General features: G+C 36.1%; 16 protein-coding genes and 9 pseudogenes. 12 read left to right on the top strand and 13 right to left on the bottom strand.

Features of this window, described 5'->3' with window-relative positions:
• Window positions 1-51: 51 nt before the first annotated feature.
• Window positions 52-633, bottom strand: coding sequence for a superoxide dismutase [Fe] (gene sodB / locus ARADI_RS03510; protein WP_119711134.1), 582 nt, complete (start codon window positions 631-633; stop codon window positions 52-54).
• A 244-nt stretch (window positions 634-877) separates the two neighbouring features.
• On the opposite strand from sodB, the pseudogene ARADI_RS03505 reads away from it, so the two are divergent.
• Window positions 878-1,224, top strand: a pseudogene (locus tag ARADI_RS03505) (Grx4 family monothiol glutaredoxin).
• 68 nt (window positions 1,225-1,292) lie between these two features.
• Here ARADI_RS03505 and rnt read toward each other — a convergent pair.
• Together rnt and gloA are read right to left on the bottom strand one after the other, a co-directional pair.
• Entirely contained in the window at window positions 1,293-1,937 is a 645-nt protein-coding gene (gene rnt / locus ARADI_RS03500; protein WP_119711133.1) for a ribonuclease T, read from the bottom strand.
• Window positions 1,938-2,059: 122 nt separating this feature from the next.
• A pseudogene (gloA, locus tag ARADI_RS03495) lies at window positions 2,060-2,472 on the bottom strand (lactoylglutathione lyase).
• Between the two features lie 942 nt (window positions 2,473-3,414).
• On the opposite strand from gloA, the pseudogene slyA reads away from it, so the two are divergent.
• A pseudogene (gene slyA, locus ARADI_RS03490) lies at window positions 3,415-3,777 on the top strand (transcriptional regulator SlyA); the annotation flags it as partial.
• A gap of 170 nt (window positions 3,778-3,947) precedes the next feature.
• Here the strand turns inward: slyA and ARADI_RS03485 are convergent.
• A complete protein-coding gene (locus ARADI_RS03485; RefSeq protein WP_119711131.1) occupies window positions 3,948-4,415 on the bottom strand; it encodes an outer membrane lipoprotein in 468 nt (155 codons plus the stop codon).
• A 310-nt stretch (window positions 4,416-4,725) separates the two neighbouring features.
• Between ARADI_RS03485 and ARADI_RS03480 the strand changes: the two are divergent.
• The 5 genes and pseudogenes from ARADI_RS03480 to pdxY all read left to right on the top strand — a co-directional run bounded on the left by ARADI_RS03480 (window position 4,726) and on the right by pdxY (window position 8,932).
• A pseudogene (locus ARADI_RS03480) lies at window positions 4,726-5,525 on the top strand (anhydro-N-acetylmuramic acid kinase).
• A 34-nt stretch (window positions 5,526-5,559) separates the two neighbouring features.
• A complete protein-coding gene (locus ARADI_RS20590; protein WP_369406925.1) occupies window positions 5,560-5,826 on the top strand; it encodes an anhydro-N-acetylmuramic acid kinase in 267 nt (88 codons plus the stop codon).
• A gap of 34 nt (window positions 5,827-5,860) precedes the next feature.
• The gene (gene pdxH / locus ARADI_RS03475; protein WP_119711130.1) at window positions 5,861-6,514 is read left to right on the top strand and encodes a pyridoxamine 5'-phosphate oxidase; all 654 of its coding nucleotides are present in this window, start codon (window positions 5,861-5,863) and stop codon (window positions 6,512-6,514) included.
• A 114-nt stretch (window positions 6,515-6,628) separates the two neighbouring features.
• The gene (gene tyrS / locus ARADI_RS03470) at window positions 6,629-7,903 is read left to right on the top strand and encodes a tyrosine--tRNA ligase (protein WP_119711129.1); all 1,275 of its coding nucleotides are present in this window, start codon (window positions 6,629-6,631) and stop codon (window positions 7,901-7,903) included.
• A 163-nt stretch (window positions 7,904-8,066) separates the two neighbouring features.
• A pseudogene (gene pdxY / locus ARADI_RS03465) lies at window positions 8,067-8,932 on the top strand (pyridoxal kinase PdxY).
• 67 nt (window positions 8,933-8,999) lie between these two features.
• On the opposite strand, the pseudogene gstA reads toward pdxY, so the two are convergent.
• Window positions 9,000-9,616: pseudogene (gstA, locus tag ARADI_RS03460) on the bottom strand (glutathione transferase GstA).
• Between the two features lie 167 nt (window positions 9,617-9,783).
• Window positions 9,784-9,977: pseudogene (locus ARADI_RS03455) on the bottom strand (YegP family protein).
• A gap of 739 nt (window positions 9,978-10,716) precedes the next feature.
• On the opposite strand from ARADI_RS03455, the gene ARADI_RS03450 reads away from it, so the two are divergent.
• The 5 genes from ARADI_RS03450 (at window position 10,717) to ARADI_RS03425 (ending at window position 13,221) form a co-directional block, all read left to right on the top strand.
• Complete coding sequence (locus ARADI_RS03450; protein WP_119711127.1) at window positions 10,717-11,163, top strand: hypothetical protein; 447 nt, start codon at window positions 10,717-10,719, stop codon at window positions 11,161-11,163.
• A 29-nt stretch (window positions 11,164-11,192) separates the two neighbouring features.
• Entirely contained in the window at window positions 11,193-11,375 is a 183-nt protein-coding gene (locus tag ARADI_RS03445) for a hypothetical protein (protein ID WP_119711126.1), read from the top strand.
• Between the two features lie 101 nt (window positions 11,376-11,476).
• Window positions 11,477-11,713: a hypothetical protein gene (locus ARADI_RS03440; protein WP_238149090.1), complete on the top strand. Its 237-nt coding sequence runs from the start codon at window positions 11,477-11,479 to the stop codon at window positions 11,711-11,713.
• A 699-nt stretch (window positions 11,714-12,412) separates the two neighbouring features.
• Entirely contained in the window at window positions 12,413-12,775 is a 363-nt protein-coding gene (locus ARADI_RS03430; protein ID WP_119711123.1) for a hypothetical protein, read from the top strand.
• Complete coding sequence (locus tag ARADI_RS03425; RefSeq protein ID WP_119711122.1) at window positions 12,772-13,221, top strand: hypothetical protein; 450 nt, start codon at window positions 12,772-12,774, stop codon at window positions 13,219-13,221. Before ARADI_RS03430 ends, ARADI_RS03425 begins: the two co-directional genes overlap by 4 nt.
• Before the next feature lie 78 nt (window positions 13,222-13,299).
• Here the strand turns inward: ARADI_RS03425 and fabI are convergent, their stop codons facing one another.
• The 7 genes and pseudogenes from fabI to ARADI_RS03390 form a co-directional block, all read right to left on the bottom strand.
• Window positions 13,300-14,091 (bottom strand): enoyl-ACP reductase FabI, encoded by a 792-nt coding sequence (gene fabI / locus ARADI_RS03420; RefSeq protein WP_119711121.1) that lies wholly within the window; start codon window positions 14,089-14,091, stop codon window positions 13,300-13,302.
• A 171-nt stretch (window positions 14,092-14,262) separates the two neighbouring features.
• A pseudogene (sapF, locus tag ARADI_RS03415) lies at window positions 14,263-15,073 on the bottom strand (putrescine export ABC transporter ATP-binding protein SapF).
• Window positions 15,074-15,078: 5 nt separating this feature from the next.
• The gene (sapD, locus tag ARADI_RS03410; RefSeq protein WP_119711120.1) at window positions 15,079-16,065 is read right to left on the bottom strand and encodes a putrescine export ABC transporter ATP-binding protein SapD; all 987 of its coding nucleotides are present in this window, start codon (window positions 16,063-16,065) and stop codon (window positions 15,079-15,081) included.
• Complete coding sequence (sapC, locus tag ARADI_RS03405) at window positions 16,065-16,958, bottom strand: putrescine export ABC transporter permease SapC (RefSeq protein WP_119711119.1); 894 nt, start codon at window positions 16,956-16,958, stop codon at window positions 16,065-16,067. Before sapC ends, sapD begins: the two co-directional genes overlap by 1 nt.
• Before the next feature lie 18 nt (window positions 16,959-16,976).
• Window positions 16,977-17,909, bottom strand: a pseudogene (sapB, locus tag ARADI_RS03400) (putrescine export ABC transporter permease SapB); the annotation flags it as partial.
• Window positions 17,906-19,528 (bottom strand): ABC transporter substrate-binding protein SapA, encoded by a 1,623-nt coding sequence (sapA, locus tag ARADI_RS03395; RefSeq protein WP_119711118.1) that lies wholly within the window; start codon window positions 19,526-19,528, stop codon window positions 17,906-17,908. The pseudogene sapB and the gene sapA, both read right to left, overlap by 4 nt.
• Window positions 19,529-19,769: 241 nt before the next feature.
• Entirely contained in the window at window positions 19,770-20,609 is an 840-nt protein-coding gene (locus ARADI_RS03390; RefSeq protein WP_119711618.1) for a sigma 54-interacting transcriptional regulator, read from the bottom strand.
• Between the last annotated feature and the right edge of the window lie 81 nt (window positions 20,610-20,690).

Genomic DNA, 20,690 nt, shown 5'->3' with positions numbered 1-20,690 from the left:
AGCCAGAAGCCTGTTTAACTTTTAACGCTTTTTCAAATCATATCCAATAAATTATGGCAACAAATTTTGTTCGACAAATTGCCAGTTAACCAGTGACCAAAAATTTGTCAAATATTCTGCCCGTGCATTACGATAATCAAGGTAGTAAGCATGCTCCCATATATCAACAGTCAGTAATGGTTTATCATCACCACTGATTGGTGTTGCGGCATTATAAGTATTGACGATGGAAAGTTTTCCATTTGCCTGTTTGACTAACCATGTCCAGCCGGAACCAAAATTTTTGATCACCGCATCGGTAAACTGGTGCTTAAATTTTTCAAAATCGGCAAAATGTTGATTAATGACCTCAGCTATTTTACCTGTTGGTTCGCTACCGGCATTAGGCGCTAAGCAGTACCAATAAAAAGTATGGTTCCAGATTTGGGCAGCATTATTAAAAATACCTCCTTGGGCGGTTCTTATAATTTCTTCTAATGATTTACCTTCAAAGTTAGTCCCTTTAATTAAATTATTTAGATTATTGACATAAGTGTTATGGTGTTTACCATAATGGTATTCTAACGTTTCTTGAGAAATATGGGGCTCTAAAGCATTTTTAGCATAAGGTAATGGCGGTAATTGGAAAGACATTGCAGACTCCTTTTTTATTCGTATCGTGCAACCAGTTGATAAATACAAAATATAAACATATTGAGATTATCATTTTTTATATAGATAACTTAATAATTATGTTAATCAATTTTTATTAAATACGATTGGAACATAATAAAGATAGCAGCAAAGGGTTATCAAGTATTGATAGAAAATGGTATTCTATATCAATGTTATGTTCGCGTGGTGCAAAATAATAGATTTAGTTTTTAAGGAAGTAACAATGACGACAATAGAAAAAATTGAACGCCAGGTAAAAGAAAATCCAATCCTTTTATACATGAAAGGCTCCCCTAAATTTCCAAGCTGTGGTTTCTCTGCCCAGGCAGTTCAAGCCCTTTCTGCTTGTGGTGAACGTTTTGCTTATGTAGATATTTTGCAAAACCCTGAATTCGTAGTGAGTTACCTAAGTATGCAAACTGGCCAACATTCCCTCAACTATGGATTGATGGTGAGCTAATTGGCGGTTGCGATATCATTATTGAAATGTATCAGCACGGTGAATTACAGAAATTGATCACCGCCACTGCCGATAAATATCGTACTTCAGAACAGCCTGGAGCTGAGTAGCTAAATAACCATTATAAAATAAATAGTTAATTAGAAGGCAGTAAAATTATGCATTACCACTGCCTTGATTATTCATCGGTTATTAGTGGCCAGCCACCTAATTTTTTCCATTTATTGACGATTTCACAAAACAGTAATGCCGTTCTATCGGTGTCATAAAGAGCGCCATGTGCCTGTTTACCATCAAAAGGGATCCCTGCGGTGTAACAAGCTTTAGCTAAAATTGTTTGACCAAAAACCAGCCCGCTGAGGGTTGCGGTATCGAAAGTCGCAAAAGGGTGGAACGGATTATGTTTTAGATTTGCTCGTTGAGCGGCAGCCATGATAAAACTATGATCAAAATTGGCATTGTGGGCAACAATAATTGCCCGATTGCAATCATTATTTTTAATGCCTTTTCTAACCATCTTAAAAATTGCATGTAAAGCGGTATATTCATCGACAGCGTTACGTAAAGGATTAGTGGGGTCGATGCCAGTGAAAGCCAGTGCAGTTGCTTCTATATTTGCCCCTGCAAAAGGTTCAACATGGAAATGGAGTTTTTCATCAATCTCTAACCAACCCCCTTGATCCATTTTTAGCGTCATAGCCGCAACTTCTAATAGCGCATCTTGTTGTGCGTTAAACCCACCAGTTTCTGCATCGATAACGACAGGATAATAACCTCGAAAACGCTTTGCCAGCGTGTTACCACCATTTGTTTTATTAGACATTTGCTTGAGACTTTATACTTGAGAATAAAGATATTATTCCAAATTTTGGCTAAAATGCATAAAATTGGCTTCAGTATAGAAAATGTATAGATAGATAGATGCTCGATCAATGACGAAAAGCGTCAGGTTACCCCTAAGGCATTGCTGGCATTTTTATTTTCAATCAATTCAATTTGATAGCCATCAGGATCTTCCACAAATGCAATAATCGTTGAGCCATCTTTTACTGGTCCTGCTTCGCGCGTTACCTTGCCGCCTGCTCGCCTTATGCTACTACAGGTATCAGCAACGTTATCAACGCCTAATGCAATGTGACCAAATGCGGTACCCATCTGGTAGTGCTCAACACCCCAATTATAGGTTAATTCGATTACGGCACCTTTACTTTCATCATCAAAGCCGACGAAGGTGAATGAGTATTTGTATGTAGGATTTTCACTTGTGCGCGTAATAGACGCATACCTAATATTTCAGTATAAAAATGAATTGAGCGTTGTAGATCGCCAACCCTTAACATGGTATGAAGTAAGCGCATATAAGCCTCTTTTTAAGTTTAAAAACCATTCATTACTGATATTAATATAACGTGAACCTTACCATTATTTCAATTTATATAGTTGGTTTATTAATTAAAATTTACAATATAATTGATTGCGTTACTTTAGTGTCAACTGTTGACGATTTAAAAATATCGTTCAGTTAACTTTATAGTAGCTATTTAATTATAACTAATTACTGATGTTGTTATAAGCTATTTGTTATCATAATATTGTAAACTGAACGGCTATTTTTCCTTTACAAGTTATGCATTAGTAATGCATAACAATTGTTTTTTTTATTATTGCTAGTGGTCAATGTATTAATTTATTATCTTGCTATAATTTTATTTTTATATTATTTGTTGACTTATTAGCTTGTTTTATTTGGGATTATTTATTTGAAATATAATGTTGTTTTATTGGTTTTTTTCTAACTTTCAGGTAATTTATTAAAAATCAATATAGACTTAGTATCTAAGTATAGCTGAATAAATGCTTTTAAGATTATTTATAATAACTTGTTTTATAATTTTTTTTATTTTTTATTGTCTATTTTTTGCAAATTAAAAATAATATTAATATAAAAACATATAGAATAGAATTTAGATGAAAGCTATTCTTATAAGGATATTTAATTAATAGTCTTTTGTTTTATATAGTAAATAAGTGGGTAATGATTAGAACACTAATTAAGTTAACTTAATATACTAATAATGAAATATAAGTTTATATATTATTATGCTAAATATAAATATAAATATAAATATAAATATAAATATAAATATAAATATAAATATAAATATAAATATAAATATAAATATTTACCCATTTCTATGTTAATATCTTAATGAATAGAAATGGATATATGTTTCTGGGATATTAATTGGCAATTTAATAATTATAGATGTAGATGGTATTCTATTTTTAAGAAGGAACAATTGGAATCAAAAATAGGAACTGATCTTGCGCGTTTAGTTCGAGTTTGGAGGGCATTGATTGATCATCGTCTGAAACCATTAAAGCTCACCCAAACTCATTGGGTAACCTTATATAACATTAGCCAGTTACCACCTGATCAATCACAAATTCAATTGGCTAAAGCAATAGGTATTGAACAACCATCGCTAGTTATAACTCTCAATCAATTAGAAGAAAAGAAATTGATCACGCGTCATACCTGTGTCAACGACAGACGAGCAAAAAGAATTAAATTAACAGAAGAATCGATGCCATTTATTAAACAGGTTGATTATGTAATTGAAAAAACCCGAAAGGAAATATTAGGAGGAATTACACATGATTAATTAAATACACTTTATTCATTGATATTAAAACTCGAGCAAAATATTATTCGGTTACATAATCATTCGTAATAAATGATAGCGTAATAAAAAAAGATCAAATGGCGTTATAATATAATGAATACGCGGCTAATTATCTAAATCTAGTCGCGTATGCTATTTAAGTTGAATTAACGAGGTGAAACAGTAATGTTATTTCCACTACCTATAATAGATACACGCTGGCCATTACGGAAGCTGTTTGGATCATTTTTTTGCACCACAGAAATAACTCGGCCATTATCCAACCTGATTTCCAGTTGAACGCCTTTTGTTTTGTTAAGTGCCCCTTGAACATTTTGACCGGCAACACCACCGGCGATCGCACCGGCCGCTGTTGCAAGGGTTTTTCCTGTGCCCCCGCCAACCGTATTACCCAATAACCCACCCAGAACAGCACCACCCAGTGCTCCTATGATGTTTTCGTCACCACCGGCCTGAATATTAACCGGGGTTACGCGAATAACGGTACCATAGGTCACAGTTTGTAATTGTTTAGCTTGAGATGCGGTATAAGTGTCCCCAGAAAAACTACCTGTATTTATACAGCCCGATAAAGCTGTTACTGTAAAAATACCGACGAGAACTTGCTTTAACATGATTACTCCTTTTGGAAATCTGATTTACAGTGTAATAATAATCATGAATACACAAATATCATAATTTATTGTATATAAACGAACTGGATAATTAGACAAATAGCAAAATTAATTTACTTTCTACAATCTAAATATAGTCTAAACATTAATAATTTTTTCTTAAAGTAATAAATTCAGCTTAATTAATTTATTTTTAAACAGTTATTTTTTATTTTATTTCGATGAGTTAAATGTTTGAAGTGAAAAGCTATGTCAATAAGTATATTGAATGACTAAAATGAAGTATAGATAAAATAATCAGAGGGAAAACATGAAAGCAGGTCACTATATAGTGGTGATGTCAGGTACCAGTCTCGATGGGGTTGATGTTGTTTTGGCTGAGATTGATGACAAAAATGTGATTCAGCTAGGTGCGATTTCCTTTCCTTTTCCCACAGAATTAAAAAATCAAGTCTTGTCTATATGCCAAGGTCAAGCGGTCATCTTAGCAACAATAGGTGAAATTGATTATCAGCTCGGCTCGTTATATGGTGAAGCGATCAATAACCTATTAAAACAGCAATTATTATCAGCCACAGATATTACCGCAATAGGATGTCATGGGCAAACTGTTTGGCACCAACCTACTGGCCAACGGCCTTTTACTCTGCAATTAGGTGACAATAATAGAATTTTTGCGTTAACCAACATCACTGTAGTAGGCGATTTTCGTCGTAGAGATATGGCGTATGGTGGGCAAGGTGCGCCTTTAGTACCTGCTTTTCATCACAAGGTACTTAGTCATCTTGATCAAAATCGTATTATTTTAAATATTGTTGGCATCGCTAATTTCACTACTTTATTTGGGAATTCAATAATTAAAGGCTATGATACTGGACCCGGAAATATGCTGTTGGATATCTGGGCCAATCAATATTTAAATAAACCTTATGATAATAACGGCGATTGGGCACGCTCAGGGCAGGTTAATAAGTCGCTTCTTACTGAAATACTAGCGGACCCTATTTTAAGCGACCAGCGCCCAAAAGTACTGGTAGAGAATATTTCAATTCTGCTTGGTTACAAAAATATCTGACATCGTACTTAAATTTATCAGCCCAGGATGTATAGGCTACTTTGGCAGAATTAACCATCCGTTCAATCGTTGATCTATGACAAAGTAGATTGTTTATTGGTTTGTGGTGGAGGAGCTAAAAATAACTATCTTATGGCAAGGTTAAGCGAATTGTTAACCAATATTGTGGTGGCATCAACAGATAAATATGGTTTGAGCGGAGATAATGTCAAAGCTTTGGCTTTTGCTTGGCTAGCGGCTCGTACCTTATCGGGTTTGCTAGGCAATTTACCCTCTGTTACTGGCGCTAACCAGGAAACAGTATTAGGCGCAATTTATCCGGCCAATAGTGAATAACATGATATCTATTGTAACAAGACAGAGGCAAAAAATGGTAGAAAAAATTCAGTTGGATATTGCTAGTTTAAGACGGGAATATACCCAAGGTGGTTTAAGACGTAAGGATTTAACCGACCAGCCATTAGTATTGTTTGAGCGTTGGTTAAAGCAGGCTTCTGAAGCAAAATTAGTCGATCCAACAGCCATGTGTGTTGCAAGCGTAGACAGCGATGGGCAACCATACCAACGCATTGTATTACTTAAACATTATGATAAAAATGGACTGATATTTTATACCAATTTATCTAGTCGTAAGGCACAACACATCGCTCATAACAATAAAGTCAGTTTACTATTTCCCTGGTATCAGTTAGAGCGTCAGGTTTGCTTCTTGGGTGAAGCAGAAAAACTCAGGCCACTTGAGGTAATAAAATATTTTCATAGTCGACCAAAAGATAGTCAAATAGCGGCCTGGGTTTCACAACAATCAGCAAAAATTTCTGCTAGAAGTCTATTAGAAAATAAATTTTTTGACTTAAAACAAAAATTTAAAAATGGTGAAATTCCCTTACCTAGTTTTTGGGGCGGATATCGCGTCAGATTTAACAGTGTTGAATTTTGGCAAGGTGGCACTAAACGGCTACATGATCGATTTTTGTATCAATGGCAACATGATCATTGGCAAATTGATCGCTTGGCGCCATAAACGGAAAAAATGATTTTTAACTGACACTTATTTGACTCGCGTTTTATTCTATTGGGCTTATTTATATTATATTTATCCACAAAATCGACGAAATAAAAATTGATGGAGTTATTGATGGTTAGCAAGAACCTAATTGAAGAATTGCAAGAGCGGGGTTTGATAGCCCAGCTGACGGATGAAACGGCATTAATAGAGAAACTATCCCAGGGATCAGTAGCGCTCTATTGTGGATTTGATCCAACCGCTGATAGCTTGCATTTAGGGCATTTGGTTCCTTTGCTATGTTTAAAGCGTTTCCAGCAAATGGGACATCAACCAGTAGCTTTGGTGGGTGGGGCAACAGGTTTAATTGGCGATCCAAGTTTTAAAGCCACTGAGCGTAAATTAAATACCAGTGAAACGGTACAGCAGTGGGTAGAAAAAATTCGTCAACAGGTTTCACCATTTCTTGATTTTGATTGTCGTAAAAATAGCGCCAAGGTAGTTAATAATTATGATTGGTTTGGTCAAATGGATGTCTTGACCTTCTTGCGCGATATTGGTAAACATTTTTCTGTTAATCAAATGATCAATAAAGAAGCTGTTAAACAACGACTTGAGCGCGATGATGCAGGCATCTCTTTTACTGAGTTCTCCTATAATTTGCTGCAGTCTTATGATTTTGCCAACCTTTGTCACCAACATAATGTTGAATTACAGATAGGCGGCTCTGATCAATGGGGCAATATTACTTCAGGCATTGATCTCACTCGACGTTTACATCAAAAACAGGTTTTTGGTTTGACGGTGCCGTTAATTACTAAATCTGATGGAATTAAATTTGGCAAGACCGAAGCGGGGGCGGTTTGGTTAGATCCGCAAAAAACCAGTCCATATAAGTTTTATCAATTTTGGGTTAATACTGCCGATGCTGATGTTTACCGCTTTCTTAAATTTTTTACCTTTATGCCAATTGCAGAAATTGACGCCTTGCAAGAAGAGGATCAAAATAGTGGTAAAGCGCCGAGGGCGCAGTATGTATTAGCGGAGAAAGTTACCCAGTTAGTACATGGTGATGAGGGCTTACAGGCGGCCAAGCGGATCACCGAAAGCTTATTTTCCGATACGATTGCTGCATTAACTGCAGCAGATTTTGCCCAGTTAGCGCAAGATGGCATGCCGATGATCAAATTAAATTCAGGGGCAGATTTACAGCAGGCATTAGTTGAAGCGAAATTGGTACCGTCACGTGGTCAGGCTAGAACGATGGTAAGCTCAAATGCGGTGGCAATTAATGGTAAAAAATGTATTGATGCTGAATATGTTTTTACTGTGGAAGATCGTCTATTTGGCCGTTATTCTTTGATCAGCCGTGGTAAAAAACATTACTGCTTAGTTAGTTGGCAATAATGGATGCATACAGGGTAAATTTAATCACTATAAGTCTTGTCTAACATAGCGATTAACTTATTGGTATTTATTAAATTAATCACTAATGTGTTAATTGCTTGTTTAGAAAGTAATGACTTTGTTTTGTAACGGCGAGTATTATCAAAAATAAAATGAGTGATATATGAAAAGTGTTCTATCAATTCAGTCGCATGTTGTTTTTGGCCATGCGGGTAATAATAGTGCCGCGGTTTTTCCTATGCAACGGATGAGAATTGATGTCTGGCCCCTGAATACGGTGCAATTTTCTAATCATACACAATATCCACAATGGACAGGCAGTGTTATGCCGCCTGAACATTTAACAGATATTGTTAACGGAATTAAGATTCACCAATTAAAACATTGTGATGCGGTTCTGACGGGTTATATTGGTTCTGCCAAACAAGGTAAAGCGATTGTTGATATTGTTAAACAGATAAAAATAAGTAACCTTGCTGCTTGCTATTTCTGTGATCCGGTGATATGACATGCTGAAAAAGGCTGTATTGTTGCATCGGGTGTGGCTGAGTTTTTATCTCATGAAGCTTTACCTATCAGCGACATAATGGCGCCTAACCTATTAGAGATGGAAACATTAGTTGGAAAATCGATTACTAATGTTGAACAAAAGTGCTATTAGCGGCGAGAGAATTGTGTCAACAAGGCCCACAAACGTTTTTAGTAAAACATCTCAGTCGTGCCGGTTATCATGCCGACTGTTTTGAAATGCTATTAGTGACCAAAGCGCATTGCTGGCATATCAGTCTGCCACTTATTGATTTTGGTAAACAGCAGCCGGTAGGGGTTGGCGATCTTACCAGCGGCTTAATGTCGGTCAATTTATTAAACGGCAAATCGTTATCTAGTGCATTAGAGCATGTAGCGGTAGCGGTTTATGAAGTGGTGTTAAAGACGAAAGCAATGGATAAATATGAATTACAACTGGTTGCTGCGCAAGATAAAATGGTAAATCCAGCTTATCACTTTAAAGTGGTACAGATTGATTAACCATTTTATCGCAGGACATTGCTCTTCAAGCTAAATCAAAGCTGAAGAGCAACAAACAAAGCTAAAATCAGATTAAACCTTCAGTAGTTAATGCTTCCTTTACACTTTTACGTTGGCTAATTTTTTCTTCAATATACTGCGTTAGATGTTGATATTGGCTAAGGTCAATATTTAACTACCGTAGCCCAACGATAAATAGTAAATAAATAAGCATCAGCAATAGTAAAGTATTCACCGCTGATAAATTTACGCTTAACCAACAAATTTTCCATATAGCTAAATTTAGTGATCAAGGATTTTATCACAATCTGATGGTAATTATCCGGTGTTAAAGGTGAAAATAGCGGACATAAAACCTTTATGTAATTCTGTTGCAATGTAATTAACCAATTCGAGCTGATGATAACGTTGCAGGCTGCCCATTGGTGCGATTAATTTATCATTTGAGTTAGTGGCTTGATCGGCAATATATTGCAAAATAATCGCATTCTCAGTCAAAATATCCTGGTTATCTAACTGTAATACCGGTACCTGGCCTTTAGGATTAATTATATAGAAATCAAAGCCTTTCTCGGTATATTTTTTCTTTAGATCAACCCGTTCAATACTAAAATCTAAGCCGGTTTCTCTTAATACAATATGAGGGGCAAGCGAACAAGCGCCGGCAGAATAGTAGAGTTTCATGGTGACCTTCCTTTGGATTTGTTCGGGTTTATTGCGGTTAAAGTAACAGCATAGCAGTTGCCAAAGATTTTATGGATTTATTTTTAGTCAGGCTAAAGATAGCAAGAGAAAGCAGGTAAAAGGAAAAGCTGCCAATAGCTGCAGCTTTTAGAAGAATAATGAATAACTTAGCTTTCGCTAGTGAGATCCTTAACTTGTTTGGTTGGACCATTTTTTTGCACCGAAGCAATCCCTTTTTGTACTGGGGCTTTGGTTTTATACATCTCACTAGTGGCAATAACTTCATGATTAGTAGCTTTTAACACAAAGTAGTATGGTTGGTCAGTGCTTTTACTACTTTTTTGATTTCATAGTAACCCATGCGTGCTCCTATTGAAAAGAATACTAATAACTTATTGAATATGGGTGACATTTTAATAAACTTAACACCCTAGAGTATATTAATTTAACCATATCTAAATATGGAAGTAATTTGAAAATTTGTCAAATTTATAGGCAGTTAGATTAAATTAATGTCATCTATTATTTAAATAAGAACTATATTTATTCTTTTATATAATATAAAAATATTTATTATATTATTTAATGGTTAATTAAATATAACTGCTTCTTATATAAACATAGTTTGGATTATTAGTATTTGAACGTAATTTGATATTTATTTTACTAGCTAATTTTATAATGGTTATTGGGAATTATCTAGAACAATAAGGAAAAAAATCACTTTTTATAAAAATAATATTACACCAGTTCAGTTAATTAAATTTACAGCACTAAATTCCAATATGGATGTCATGACTATTAATCCAGGTCATGTTTGCAAAAATATTTTGGGTATTAAAAACAGTCATCAAAATATTTAAAATAATGTAAAAGCTGATTATTTTGCATTAACCAGCGAACAAAACACGGTTTCAATTAAGCCTAATTTTTCTGCTTTTCTTCACAGCTATTTAGCTGATGCTTATATTACTGTAAAGAAGAATACAAACAATCCTTTAGAGCAAAATAATTTAGCTAATTTAACAGCCGCTAATAACGAACTTTATTATGCTTGTAATGATATAGTAAAGTTTACTAATCAAAATGATGGTGTAAAAGTGGAGCCTACTTATGCAGCTCCTTATGATAGTGTTGAAAAACAACAATATGCTAGTAATGACGTTTGCTATGATGCAGAAGGATATTCTATTGTAGGACAAGAGAAAAATACCTATGAACAAATCTCCGATAATGCTCTAGAAGAAGGAGAACAAATGGATAACGAAATTTACTATGATACGTTTGGAGAAAATAACCAGCATACTTATGAAACAATTCCTGATAATGCTAGTGATAAAACAACAAACTATCTAAATAGCAACAAAGAGATAAATGTAGAAAATGATCTAACTTCCTTGGAAAAATCTGTTGTGACTACCGTGGTACGAAATGAAATAACGCGATTGGCAGAACAAACATATTCGCTCCACCTAAATCTTTTATTTCGCGTCTTACCAGCTCTATATGGAATGCTATTTCTGGTTCAAAAAATGAATCAAAGATAGTACCTCCAGCCGAGTTAGTCGCTTACGCTATGCGGGAAAATATAACAGAAATTTGTGATAGATTTAATGAATGTATAGAGCAGAAAGCAATCTCAGGCGCATTCAGGCAACAACCAGGTTTAGAGTATAGCCTGACCGATAATAAAAAATTGGGACATACATTTAATAAAGATAGCTGGCAGCGTACGATCACATTGAATTATCATTTTTAATAAAGGCTTTTGTTACGTGTGTTTTTCCTAAAATTGGATTATAAGAATTAACTAATATAGGTTTTTCAACTGAAAAATTTAATCAGTTGTTAGATAAAAAATTGACAGACTGTATGTTGAAAGATCCTGCCAAACAACATTTACCAACGGTCTTAGCGACAATAGCAAACACATTGCGTTTAGCTACTGGTGAAAATAAGATTGATGGATTAACAACAGAAAGTATTGTTACTTCAATGCTACCCTCGTTTGTTGATATTATGTATATCGCGACACACAAAGAGGAAGCTAATCAGATCAAGGAATTAATTGCAAATTATCTTATTAAAAGTTATTAATAAGTAAATTAAAAAATCCCGTCTTATAAATAATATTTTGATAACAGAGTAATGAGTTTTAAAAAGTTTATTTATTGACGGGTTTATAATATTTAACCAGTAATAATTTCGATATTTTTAATATTAATAATAAAGTTTTATTAAAACACAATACTCTTTATTTAATTTAACCTAATGTTAACAATAATACAGATTTCACCTTTATTATATAATATACAACATCATTACAATTATTAATGTTATTTGTTGTCGTATTGGTTATTGGCATAATTAAATAAATTTATTTTATAAATAGCTATTTATCTACAGATAATATATTTACTGTTTATAAAAAGTCAGATATTTATTTTGTAAATAATAGAAAAGCTAAATTTGGTATTGTTGTTATTTAATTATATTTATGCTTGCTGGGGAAAATGTATAAAATAAATAATGGAGTTAACATGTGTTTAGATAGTTTTTCCAACACCAATAATACTGAAGCATCGCGGACACAAACCACTTCGCTGTTATCAAGCATTCAAACTAGCTTTAATAATTTTAAAGATTTAATAATTAGTTTGGTAAATAGTTTGATTGGCGTAAAAAATAGTTCCAGCGAATTTGACTGGAAATCAAATGATTCATTTAGCTATTTATCTCAGCCACAAAAATTTCCCGTTAAATTGCTTAGAGTGAGTTTCAATATCATCAAAAGGAATGACGTTAACTGGCAAAAAATCACCTGAATCAGCACAATTAACTACAGTAAAATCAGAGAGTACTATTTTAAATGAAAAACCACAGAAAACTGGCTTTAATATGCTGTGCGATGGTTTACTCAAATTGAGTAATCTCAGTTTTTGGCAGAAAAAAATGTCCTCAACCAGCGATAATGTTGAGCAGAACAAATTAGAAGCAGGTCAAGTTACTAAAGAGCGTATAGCAGTAGAACAAGCAATGCATGCTAATATCGTAGGAATTTGTGACAAGTTAAATCAATCTATTATGGACAAAAACGTTGAGGGAATTTTTAGAGGAGAGCCGAAGCAATATACAATAAAGATGATAATAGCAAATTGATTAACGTATTTAGCAACGAAGCACTTCAATCTGAACCCATTTCTTTATCATGGATGGTCAAAACCTTTTTAGGTGAATTTTTCCCCAAAGTCGATATGAATGAATTTAAAAATATTTTGTCAATCGATAACAGTGATCCAGAAGCATTGCAACAATTAGACAAGGTCCTTGCGCAAGAGGACTTTGATAGTTTGATCAAGGAAAAAATTAATACTAGCAGCTCAGAAGAAACACAAAATAATCTGAAAGCTTGTTTTGGTTCAATGGCAGAGGCGTTGCGTTTGGTTGATAGTGATCAGGGTATTCAAGGCTTAACAAAATCGAGTATTGTGACATCAATGTTACCTAGGATCATCGATATAACGCCTGAAAATTTTAGAGGTTATAACGATAAAAAAGAGATGATCACCGATTTGATGGCAAATTATCTCATTAAGTATCATTAAGTTGTCTTGCTAATAACAGCAGTCCGCCGTTAAATTGTATCGTTATCAAACAATAGATTTGGCGGGCTGATTATTGTACTAAGCTTTTAATTCTAGTTCGTTCATAGCAGCAATACTGAAACCACCGTCAACGTGTAAAATTTCACCTGTCACACCCGCTGATAAATCAGAGCAAAGGAAAGCAGCACAATTGCCAACATCTTCCGTTGTTACCGTACGGCGAATGGGGGTTATTGATTCACAATGTGATAGCATTTTACGAAAATCTTTTATGCCCGATGCTGCTAATGTGCGGATTGGACCGGCTGAAAGGCCATTAACGCGAATAGCTTCAGGCCCCATTGCGTTAGCCATATAACGAACATTTGCTTCAAGCGAAGCTTTTGCTAATCCCATAATATTATAGTTAGGGATCGCACGCTCAGCGCCCAAATAACTTAGGGTAACCAGGGCAGAATGAGGATTTAACATACTTCGACAAGCTTTTGCTAACGCAACAAAACTATAGGAACTAATATCGTGGGCAATCCGAAAGCCCTCGCGCGTCACTGCATCGACATAATCACCATCAAGTTGATCGGCTGGTGCATAGGCAATTGAATGGACAAAACCATCAAATTTGGGCCATAACTTCGCCAGCTCGGCAAATAAGGTAGTGATACTTTCATCGGAAGCAACATCACATGGCAAAACAATACTAGAGCCAAAGCTATTCGCCATCTCTTCTACGCGAGATTTCAGTTTATCACCTTGGTAACTGAAGGCCAGTTCAGCACCTTGTTGGTGCATTGCTTGTGCAATACCGTGAGCAATAGATAGTTTACTAGCTAAACCAGTGATCAGAATGCGCTTGCCGCTCATAAAGTCCATAAGCCGTATCCTTGTAAATTTTTAAATAATAACACTAATGTACACAGCATACATTATCTGTTGTAGATGGTATTTATGCATTATTTTTTTGATAAACGGCAGAGAGTTTATCATGACAGAAGAATAAGTTGTATTACCTTGCTGATCCGAGCAGTTTTTGCTGCCTTTATATTAACTAACATCTTGCCGCCAGGCATCGGCATATAAAAGTTCACCAAAATGGCTTGCAATTAAGCGTCGTGTCACTTCATGTGAAGGTGAAGTAAGTACTTCGGTGGTATTACCTCTTTCGACGACAACACCATTATCCATTACCAACACTTTATCGCTGATATGTTTCATCATACCTAGATGTTGAGTAACATAAATATAGGAAATACCTTGTTTTTCTTGTAATTCAAGCATTAAATTGACGATTTGAGAACGCATTGTCATATCTAATGACGCCAGTGCTTCATCGGCAATAATAATCTCTGGTTGCAGGATCAACGCTCTTGCCAGCGCTACGCGCTGTTTTTGACCCGCTGCTAACATATGCGGATAATAGCCAGCGTGATCAGGTAAATAGCCCAACTTGGCGAAGAGTCTGCTCTATACGCTCTTCTCGCTCGTGAACGGAAAGTGAAGTATTTAGAATTAAAGGGATCTCAAGAATTTGCCCGATACGCTGCCTAGGGGTTAAAGAAGTACTTGGATCCTGAAATATCATGCGGATGCGTTGACTGCGATAACTATAATCGCCAAAGTTAAGCTGATGTCTATTAATAAAGATTTCACCACCACTAGGTTCAATAACACCCGATAACATGCGAGCCAGGGTTGATTTGCCTGATCCGTTAGCACCAATAATAGCCAAGGTTTCACCAGCTCTTAAGGCAAAACTTAACGGTTTTACTGCTTCTAAGAGTTGAGTTTGAAATAACCCGGTGTGATAACGAAAGGTCTTAGTCAGATTTTTTATTGCCAGTAACGGTGTTGTCATGATTTTTACTCCATATTAAGAGGAAAATGGCATGCAAAAGCCCGATTTTTTATGCTGCGTAGCGGCGGTGTGATAATGCACGTTTTTTGTGCATAAGGACAACGAGGGCCAAGACGGCAACCGATTGGCAGGTGCTCTAAAGAAGGGATCGCCCCAGATAGGGTATTTAGTCGACTTTTATGCGGAAGCGGGCTGCCAAAATCCGGTACAGCACGGATTAATGCTTGTGTATAAGGATGATGGGGACGGACCAGTAACTCTTCAGGGATTGCACTTTCAACGGTTTGGCCACAATAGAGTACGCTAATCCGATCAACTAGTTTGCTCATCATTTGCATATCATGACTAATTAGTAAAATTGTCATGTTATTGTTTTGTTTTAATCTATCAAGCAGGCGAAATATTTGTGCTTGAGTTGTCGATTCCATTGCATTGGTGGGTTCATCGGCAATCAGTAATCGTGGTTGATTTGCCAGCGCAATGGCTATCATTACTTTCTGACATTCACCTTCAGTAAGTTCATAAGGATAGCTGTACATAATGTCATCGTGATCTTTAATTCCGACTCGATGGAGTAATTCAATTGCTCGTCGCCTACGCCAACTAAATCGGTGCCACCAACGACCTTTAAAAGTCCATTGTGGTATTGATTGGATAAGTTGTTTACCAATATTTTCAGCAGGATCTAAGCAAGACTGGGGTTCTTGAAAAATCATCGAAATATTATGGCCTATCACTCTACGTCGTTGGCGTGCGGTGAGCTTTAACAGATCAATATCAAGAAAATAAAAACGATCGGCAGTCACTTTTAAGTTATATTTAGTAACGCCACAAATAGCTTTAGCAATCAAACTTTTACCTGAACCAGACTCGCCAGCTAAGCCATGAATTTCGCCTTCATTTAACTGTAAAGAAACATTATCGACGGCTTTCACTGGCCCTTTGGCGGTCATAAATTCAATAGTCAGGTTACGGATATCTAGTAATGGCATTATTCCACCCCAGCATTAATGGCGCGATGTAAGCCATCACCAAGTAAGTTAACAAATAAAACGCTGATCATAATGGCTCCCCCAGGAAGAAAAACTGTCCATGGTGCTACATAAATCAGTTCTAAACTATCACCGAGCATAGTGCCCCATTCAGCAGTCGGTAATCTGGCCCCTACTAAATCAAGAAAGCCTAACGCAGCCATATCCAGAATGGCCATAGAGAAAGTGCGAGTAATTTCTGTTACCAAGATAGGTGTGATATTCGGTAATACGGTATACCAAAGGATATAAAAGTTTGAAGCACCGTCAAGTCGAGTGGCAAGAACATATTCGGTATCTAATTCATCGCGAACAGCGCTGTAAATTGTTCTAACAATTCTTGGTAATAAAGCTAACCAAATTGCTATCATCGCATTTTCAAGGCTTGAACCGGCAAAAGCGACAATAATAATCGCCAGGAGTAGCGAGGGAATTGATAATAGCGTATCTAACACATGATTTAAAATAGCTGATTTTAACCCATGGGTAATGCCGGCTAAACAACCTAATATTAATCCGACCAGTATTGTACTAATGGTGATCACAAGTGCAGAGCCAAAGGTAGATGCTGTACCGATAAGTAATCGACTTAAAATATCATGACCAAGATCATCAGTACCCAAAAAAAATGCCACATTACCATAATGCGACCAGGATGGAGGTAGTAGCTGGTAGCCCAAAAATTGTTGGTTAATTGTATAGGGGGCTAAGTAGCTGCCAAATAAAGTTAAAACCAAGAGAAAAGCAATACCATAAAATCCAGTCATTGCCAGAATATCATTAGAGAAAAATCGCCAGACAACCCGGATAGGGGATGGCATCTTTTGTTCACGATAAAAATTATCTGAAGACATACCCATCCTTATATTAGAAGGGTTCATCATAGCGCCTAAAATATTCGATATGACATTAACAAAAATAACTAAAGTACCAATAATCATTACGCCGGCAGAAATTACTGAGTAATCATTTTGTCGAATGGCTGCGACTAACCAGCGTCCTAAGCCTGGCCAATTAAATATAAGTTCAGTGATCATCGCTAGTGTTATCATATTAGAAAACTGCAGACCAAGTTTTGGAATAATAGGAGGCAGCGCATTGTGTAAGACATGACGTTTGATAATGGTAATACGAGAGAGTCCTCTGGTTACTGCTGCTTTAATATAATTTTCACCCATAACAGCTTCAGTACTATTTTTCATTAAACGTATCATTTCAGAAATTGGAGCAATAGCTAATGTAATAACGGGTAAAATCAAATGCTCTAATAGATTAATAAACATTTGGCTACGATAGATTGAATTCGATAACCATATATCGATCAGGGCAAAACCGGTCACAGGTTCAAGATCATACAGTAAATTAATTCGGCCAGAGACCGGTAACCAGCCTAATTTCAATGAAAAAAACAGGATAAATAATAAAGCCAACACAAAAATTGGCATAGAAAAACCGATTAGGGTAAAAATTTTAATAATGTAATCAATTGGTTTATTGCGCCAGACACCCGCAATAATGCAAGTAGGGATGCCGATTATTAAAGCTAAAATAAACGCTAAAAAGCACAATTCCATGGTGGCAGGAAAAGTGGCATTCAGCTGACTGCTAATCGGTTGACCATTAATACTAGAAAAACCAAAGTTCCAATGTAATAAGCCGGTTAAATAAAAAATATAGGCATCCCATAATAATAGTCTACTTAACGGAGCATCAGCAGTGAAATAGTTCAAACTAAAACTAACCAGCGTTAGTAAAAATAAAGTAATGATTAAAAGTAATAACCGACTTAATATGTAAATAATCACCAGGCTGCTGCTCCTTCGTCATTAAAATAGGAGTCAGCCGGTATTGGGGTTTTAATCGACCCCTCACGATAAACCCCGGAAAAAGAGGAGTTACCAAAGGCGCTAATAACTAGCCCTTTGATATCGTAGCGATAAGCCTGTAAATGTAATGAATAAGCTATTGGTAATACGGGTAATTCTTTTGCTAGTAATGATTGCGCTTGGTGGTAATAATTAATGCGAGATGAAATACTTTGGCTTATTAGCGCCTTACGTAAAAGTTCATCAAAGTAAGGATTACACCATTTACTCAAATTAGTATGTGATTCCTTGGCAGCGCAACTGAGTAGAGGGCGGAAAAAACTATCAGGATCATTACTATCCGTCGACCAACCGTGAAGAATCATGTCATAGTTGCGATCACTGAGCTTATTTTCTAATAAATCGCCTTCTACCGGATGAATATTCATCTTAATGCCTACTTTTGCTAAGTCTGCCTGGATAAGTTCGGCAGTTTTTAATGGGCTCGGATTATAGGATTGAGAAATAACGGGAACCCAAATATCTAATTTCATGCCGGACAAACCCAGCTCTTCTAACATTTCTTTGGCTTTTTCAAGATTATAATCTGTCACTTTCATTTGATTATCATAAGCCCATGAAGCTCTTGGTAGTACAGAAGTTGCTGTTTCAGCGGTGCCATAATAGATAGATTGCATTAATCTTTCATTATTAATTGAATACGCTATGGCTTGTCTAACCTTTAATTGATCAAGCGGTGGTTTGCTAGTGTTAAAAATCAGATAGGCGATATTCATGCCGGCTCGCATCGATAGCCGCGAACGGGCATCTTCACGTAGTACCTTTAATTGACTAGCAGCTGGATAGGCTAAGGCATCGCATTCGCCGGTTAATAATTTAGATATGCGTCCTGTACCGCCGGCACCCAGATCAATCACCACTTGCTGCATTAAAGGTTTGCCTTTCCAGTAGTTATTATGCCGATTTAGCTTGATAAATTGACCGGTTTGATAACCTACCAACATGAAAGGACCGGTACCGACAGGTTGCCAATCAATAAATTCTTTATGATTAATTTTGTTGAGATATTGCGCATATTCTTGTGAAAGTATTGGCGCATAGCGAGTTGCAAGATGCCAGAGAAATGACGCATCGGGGGTATATAATTTAAATTCAACAATATAATTATCAATTTTACGAATACTACGGATATTGTTAGCTAATTGCAGGCTATCGAAATAAGGATAATTGCCTCCCCCGACATAGTGATAAGGATGATTTTTATCAAACATACGGGAAAAACTAAACACAACGTCATCGGTATTGAGCGTTCGTGTCGGCGTGAACCAATCTGTTGTTTGAAATGGAATATTACGTTTTAAATAAAATCGATAAGTTGCCCCTTTATCAAATGATTTCCAGTGCGAGGCGAGTTCGGAATTTAATTTGTAGTTAAATGGATTAACTTCTAATAATCGATCATAAAGTTGAGCGGCTAGTGGATCAATAATCAGCCCGGTGCTGGCAATTTGCGGATTAAATATAGTAACAATGCCGTTAACACAATAGATAAAATTGTTTTGACGAATTTGTGGTGGAAGGGTATCTGCTAATTGCATTTATTGTCCCTACATTTATTAAAATAATCCATAAAATTAGGTACCGCATATAAAAACCTATTATAAGTGCGAATGGCTTTATTGTAGCTTAACTCCTGTTATGCAACAAAATAGAGTTGATAAAATTATCAGTAATTTATTAATAAAAAATTCTCAACCAACTGCTTTGCTAACGTTATTGATAATTATAGTAACTTTAATTTATTGCTGACACGATATTGCTTAGATTGCTGCTATTGTTTCAAATCAATGGGAAGCTGAAGTAGCGCTTATCGTTTTCTTTTGTTACCACCGACATCATTGGCTCATTAGCAAAGGGATTGAAGACAATCAAATCTAATGGTTCAGCTCTATCGCCATGACGATAGACGGAACGTTCAATGACATTCTTTAATTCACGTATATTACCTGGCCAGGGATAAGCTGACAGATTTTTTTGTGCTTTAACAGTAAACCCAGGGGAAAAAGAGAGGTTGAGCTCGTCGCGGCACATATTAATTGCGAACTGTTCAGCTAGTAACATAATATCGGCTAATCGCTCATGTAAGGGCGGAATGTGGATGACATCAAAGGCCAGACGGTCAAGTAGATTGGCACGAAACAAGCCTTTGCTAGCTAATTGGGGTAGATTAGCGTTGGTTGCGTAAATAAGCCTAACATCGACTTTAAGGCTTTGATTACCACCGACACGCTCTAGTTGGCCATATTCGATCACCCGCAATACTTTTTCTTGTACAATCATGGTGGTGGTTGCCAGCTCGTCGAGGAAAAGTGTGCCGCGATCTGCCCGTTCAAATCGGCCTAAATGTCTTTTTTGTGCACCAGTAAATGCGCCTGCTTCGTGACCAAATAATTCGAGATCTAATAAATTTTCATTCAGTGCACTACAATTAAGGGAAACAAATGGTTCTTGCCAACGTGGTGAAAGGTAATGGAGACGGCTAGCAATCAGCTCCTTGACTGTTTCTCGCTCACCTATGACTAAAACCGGTTTACTCAGTTTGGCAAGTGCTGAAGGTTGCTCCAGTATTTCCAAGAAATTATCAGCAGTGCCAAGAATATTATCTGTAGAGAATTGCATGGTCATTTTAGCCATTTATTGGTCGTTTTAATTAATCTGTAAATTATAACGAAAATTCGAATAAAAGATAACAAAATAAAA

This window comes from Arsenophonus endosymbiont of Aleurodicus floccissimus (genome assembly GCF_900343025.1).
Lineage (GTDB): Bacteria > Pseudomonadota > Gammaproteobacteria > Enterobacterales > Enterobacteriaceae > Arsenophonus.
This window is presented reverse-complemented; position numbering and strand designations above follow the sequence as displayed.

Bases quoted from the DNA above. Each gene is read 5' to 3' on its own strand.
- sodB (WP_119711134.1), bottom strand. From the start codon at position 633: ATGTCTTTCCAATTACCGCCATTACCTTATGCTAAAAATGCTTTAGAG.
- rnt (WP_119711133.1), bottom strand. From the start codon at position 1,937: ATGTCTAATAAAACAAATGGTGGTAACACGCTGGCAAAGCGTTTTCGA.
- ARADI_RS03485 (WP_119711131.1), bottom strand. From the start codon at position 4,415: ATGTTAAAGCAAGTTCTCGTCGGTATTTTTACAGTAACAGCTTTATCG.
- pdxH (WP_119711130.1), top strand. From the start codon at position 5,861: ATGGTAGAAAAAATTCAGTTGGATATTGCTAGTTTAAGACGGGAATAT.
- tyrS (WP_119711129.1), top strand. From the start codon at position 6,629: ATGGTTAGCAAGAACCTAATTGAAGAATTGCAAGAGCGGGGTTTGATA.
- ARADI_RS03445 (WP_119711126.1), top strand. From the start codon at position 11,193: ATGCGGGAAAATATAACAGAAATTTGTGATAGATTTAATGAATGTATA.
- ARADI_RS03430 (WP_119711123.1), top strand. From the start codon at position 12,413: ATGACGTTAACTGGCAAAAAATCACCTGAATCAGCACAATTAACTACA.
- fabI (WP_119711121.1), bottom strand. From the start codon at position 14,091: ATGGACTTTATGAGCGGCAAGCGCATTCTGATCACTGGTTTAGCTAGT.
- sapD (WP_119711120.1), bottom strand. From the start codon at position 16,065: ATGCCATTACTAGATATCCGTAACCTGACTATTGAATTTATGACCGCC.
- sapC (WP_119711119.1), bottom strand. From the start codon at position 16,958: ATGTCTTCAGATAATTTTTATCGTGAACAAAAGATGCCATCCCCTATC.
- sapA (WP_119711118.1), bottom strand. From the start codon at position 19,528: ATGCAATTAGCAGATACCCTTCCACCACAAATTCGTCAAAACAATTTT.
- ARADI_RS03390 (WP_119711618.1), bottom strand. From the start codon at position 20,609: ATGCAATTCTCTACAGATAATATTCTTGGCACTGCTGATAATTTCTTG.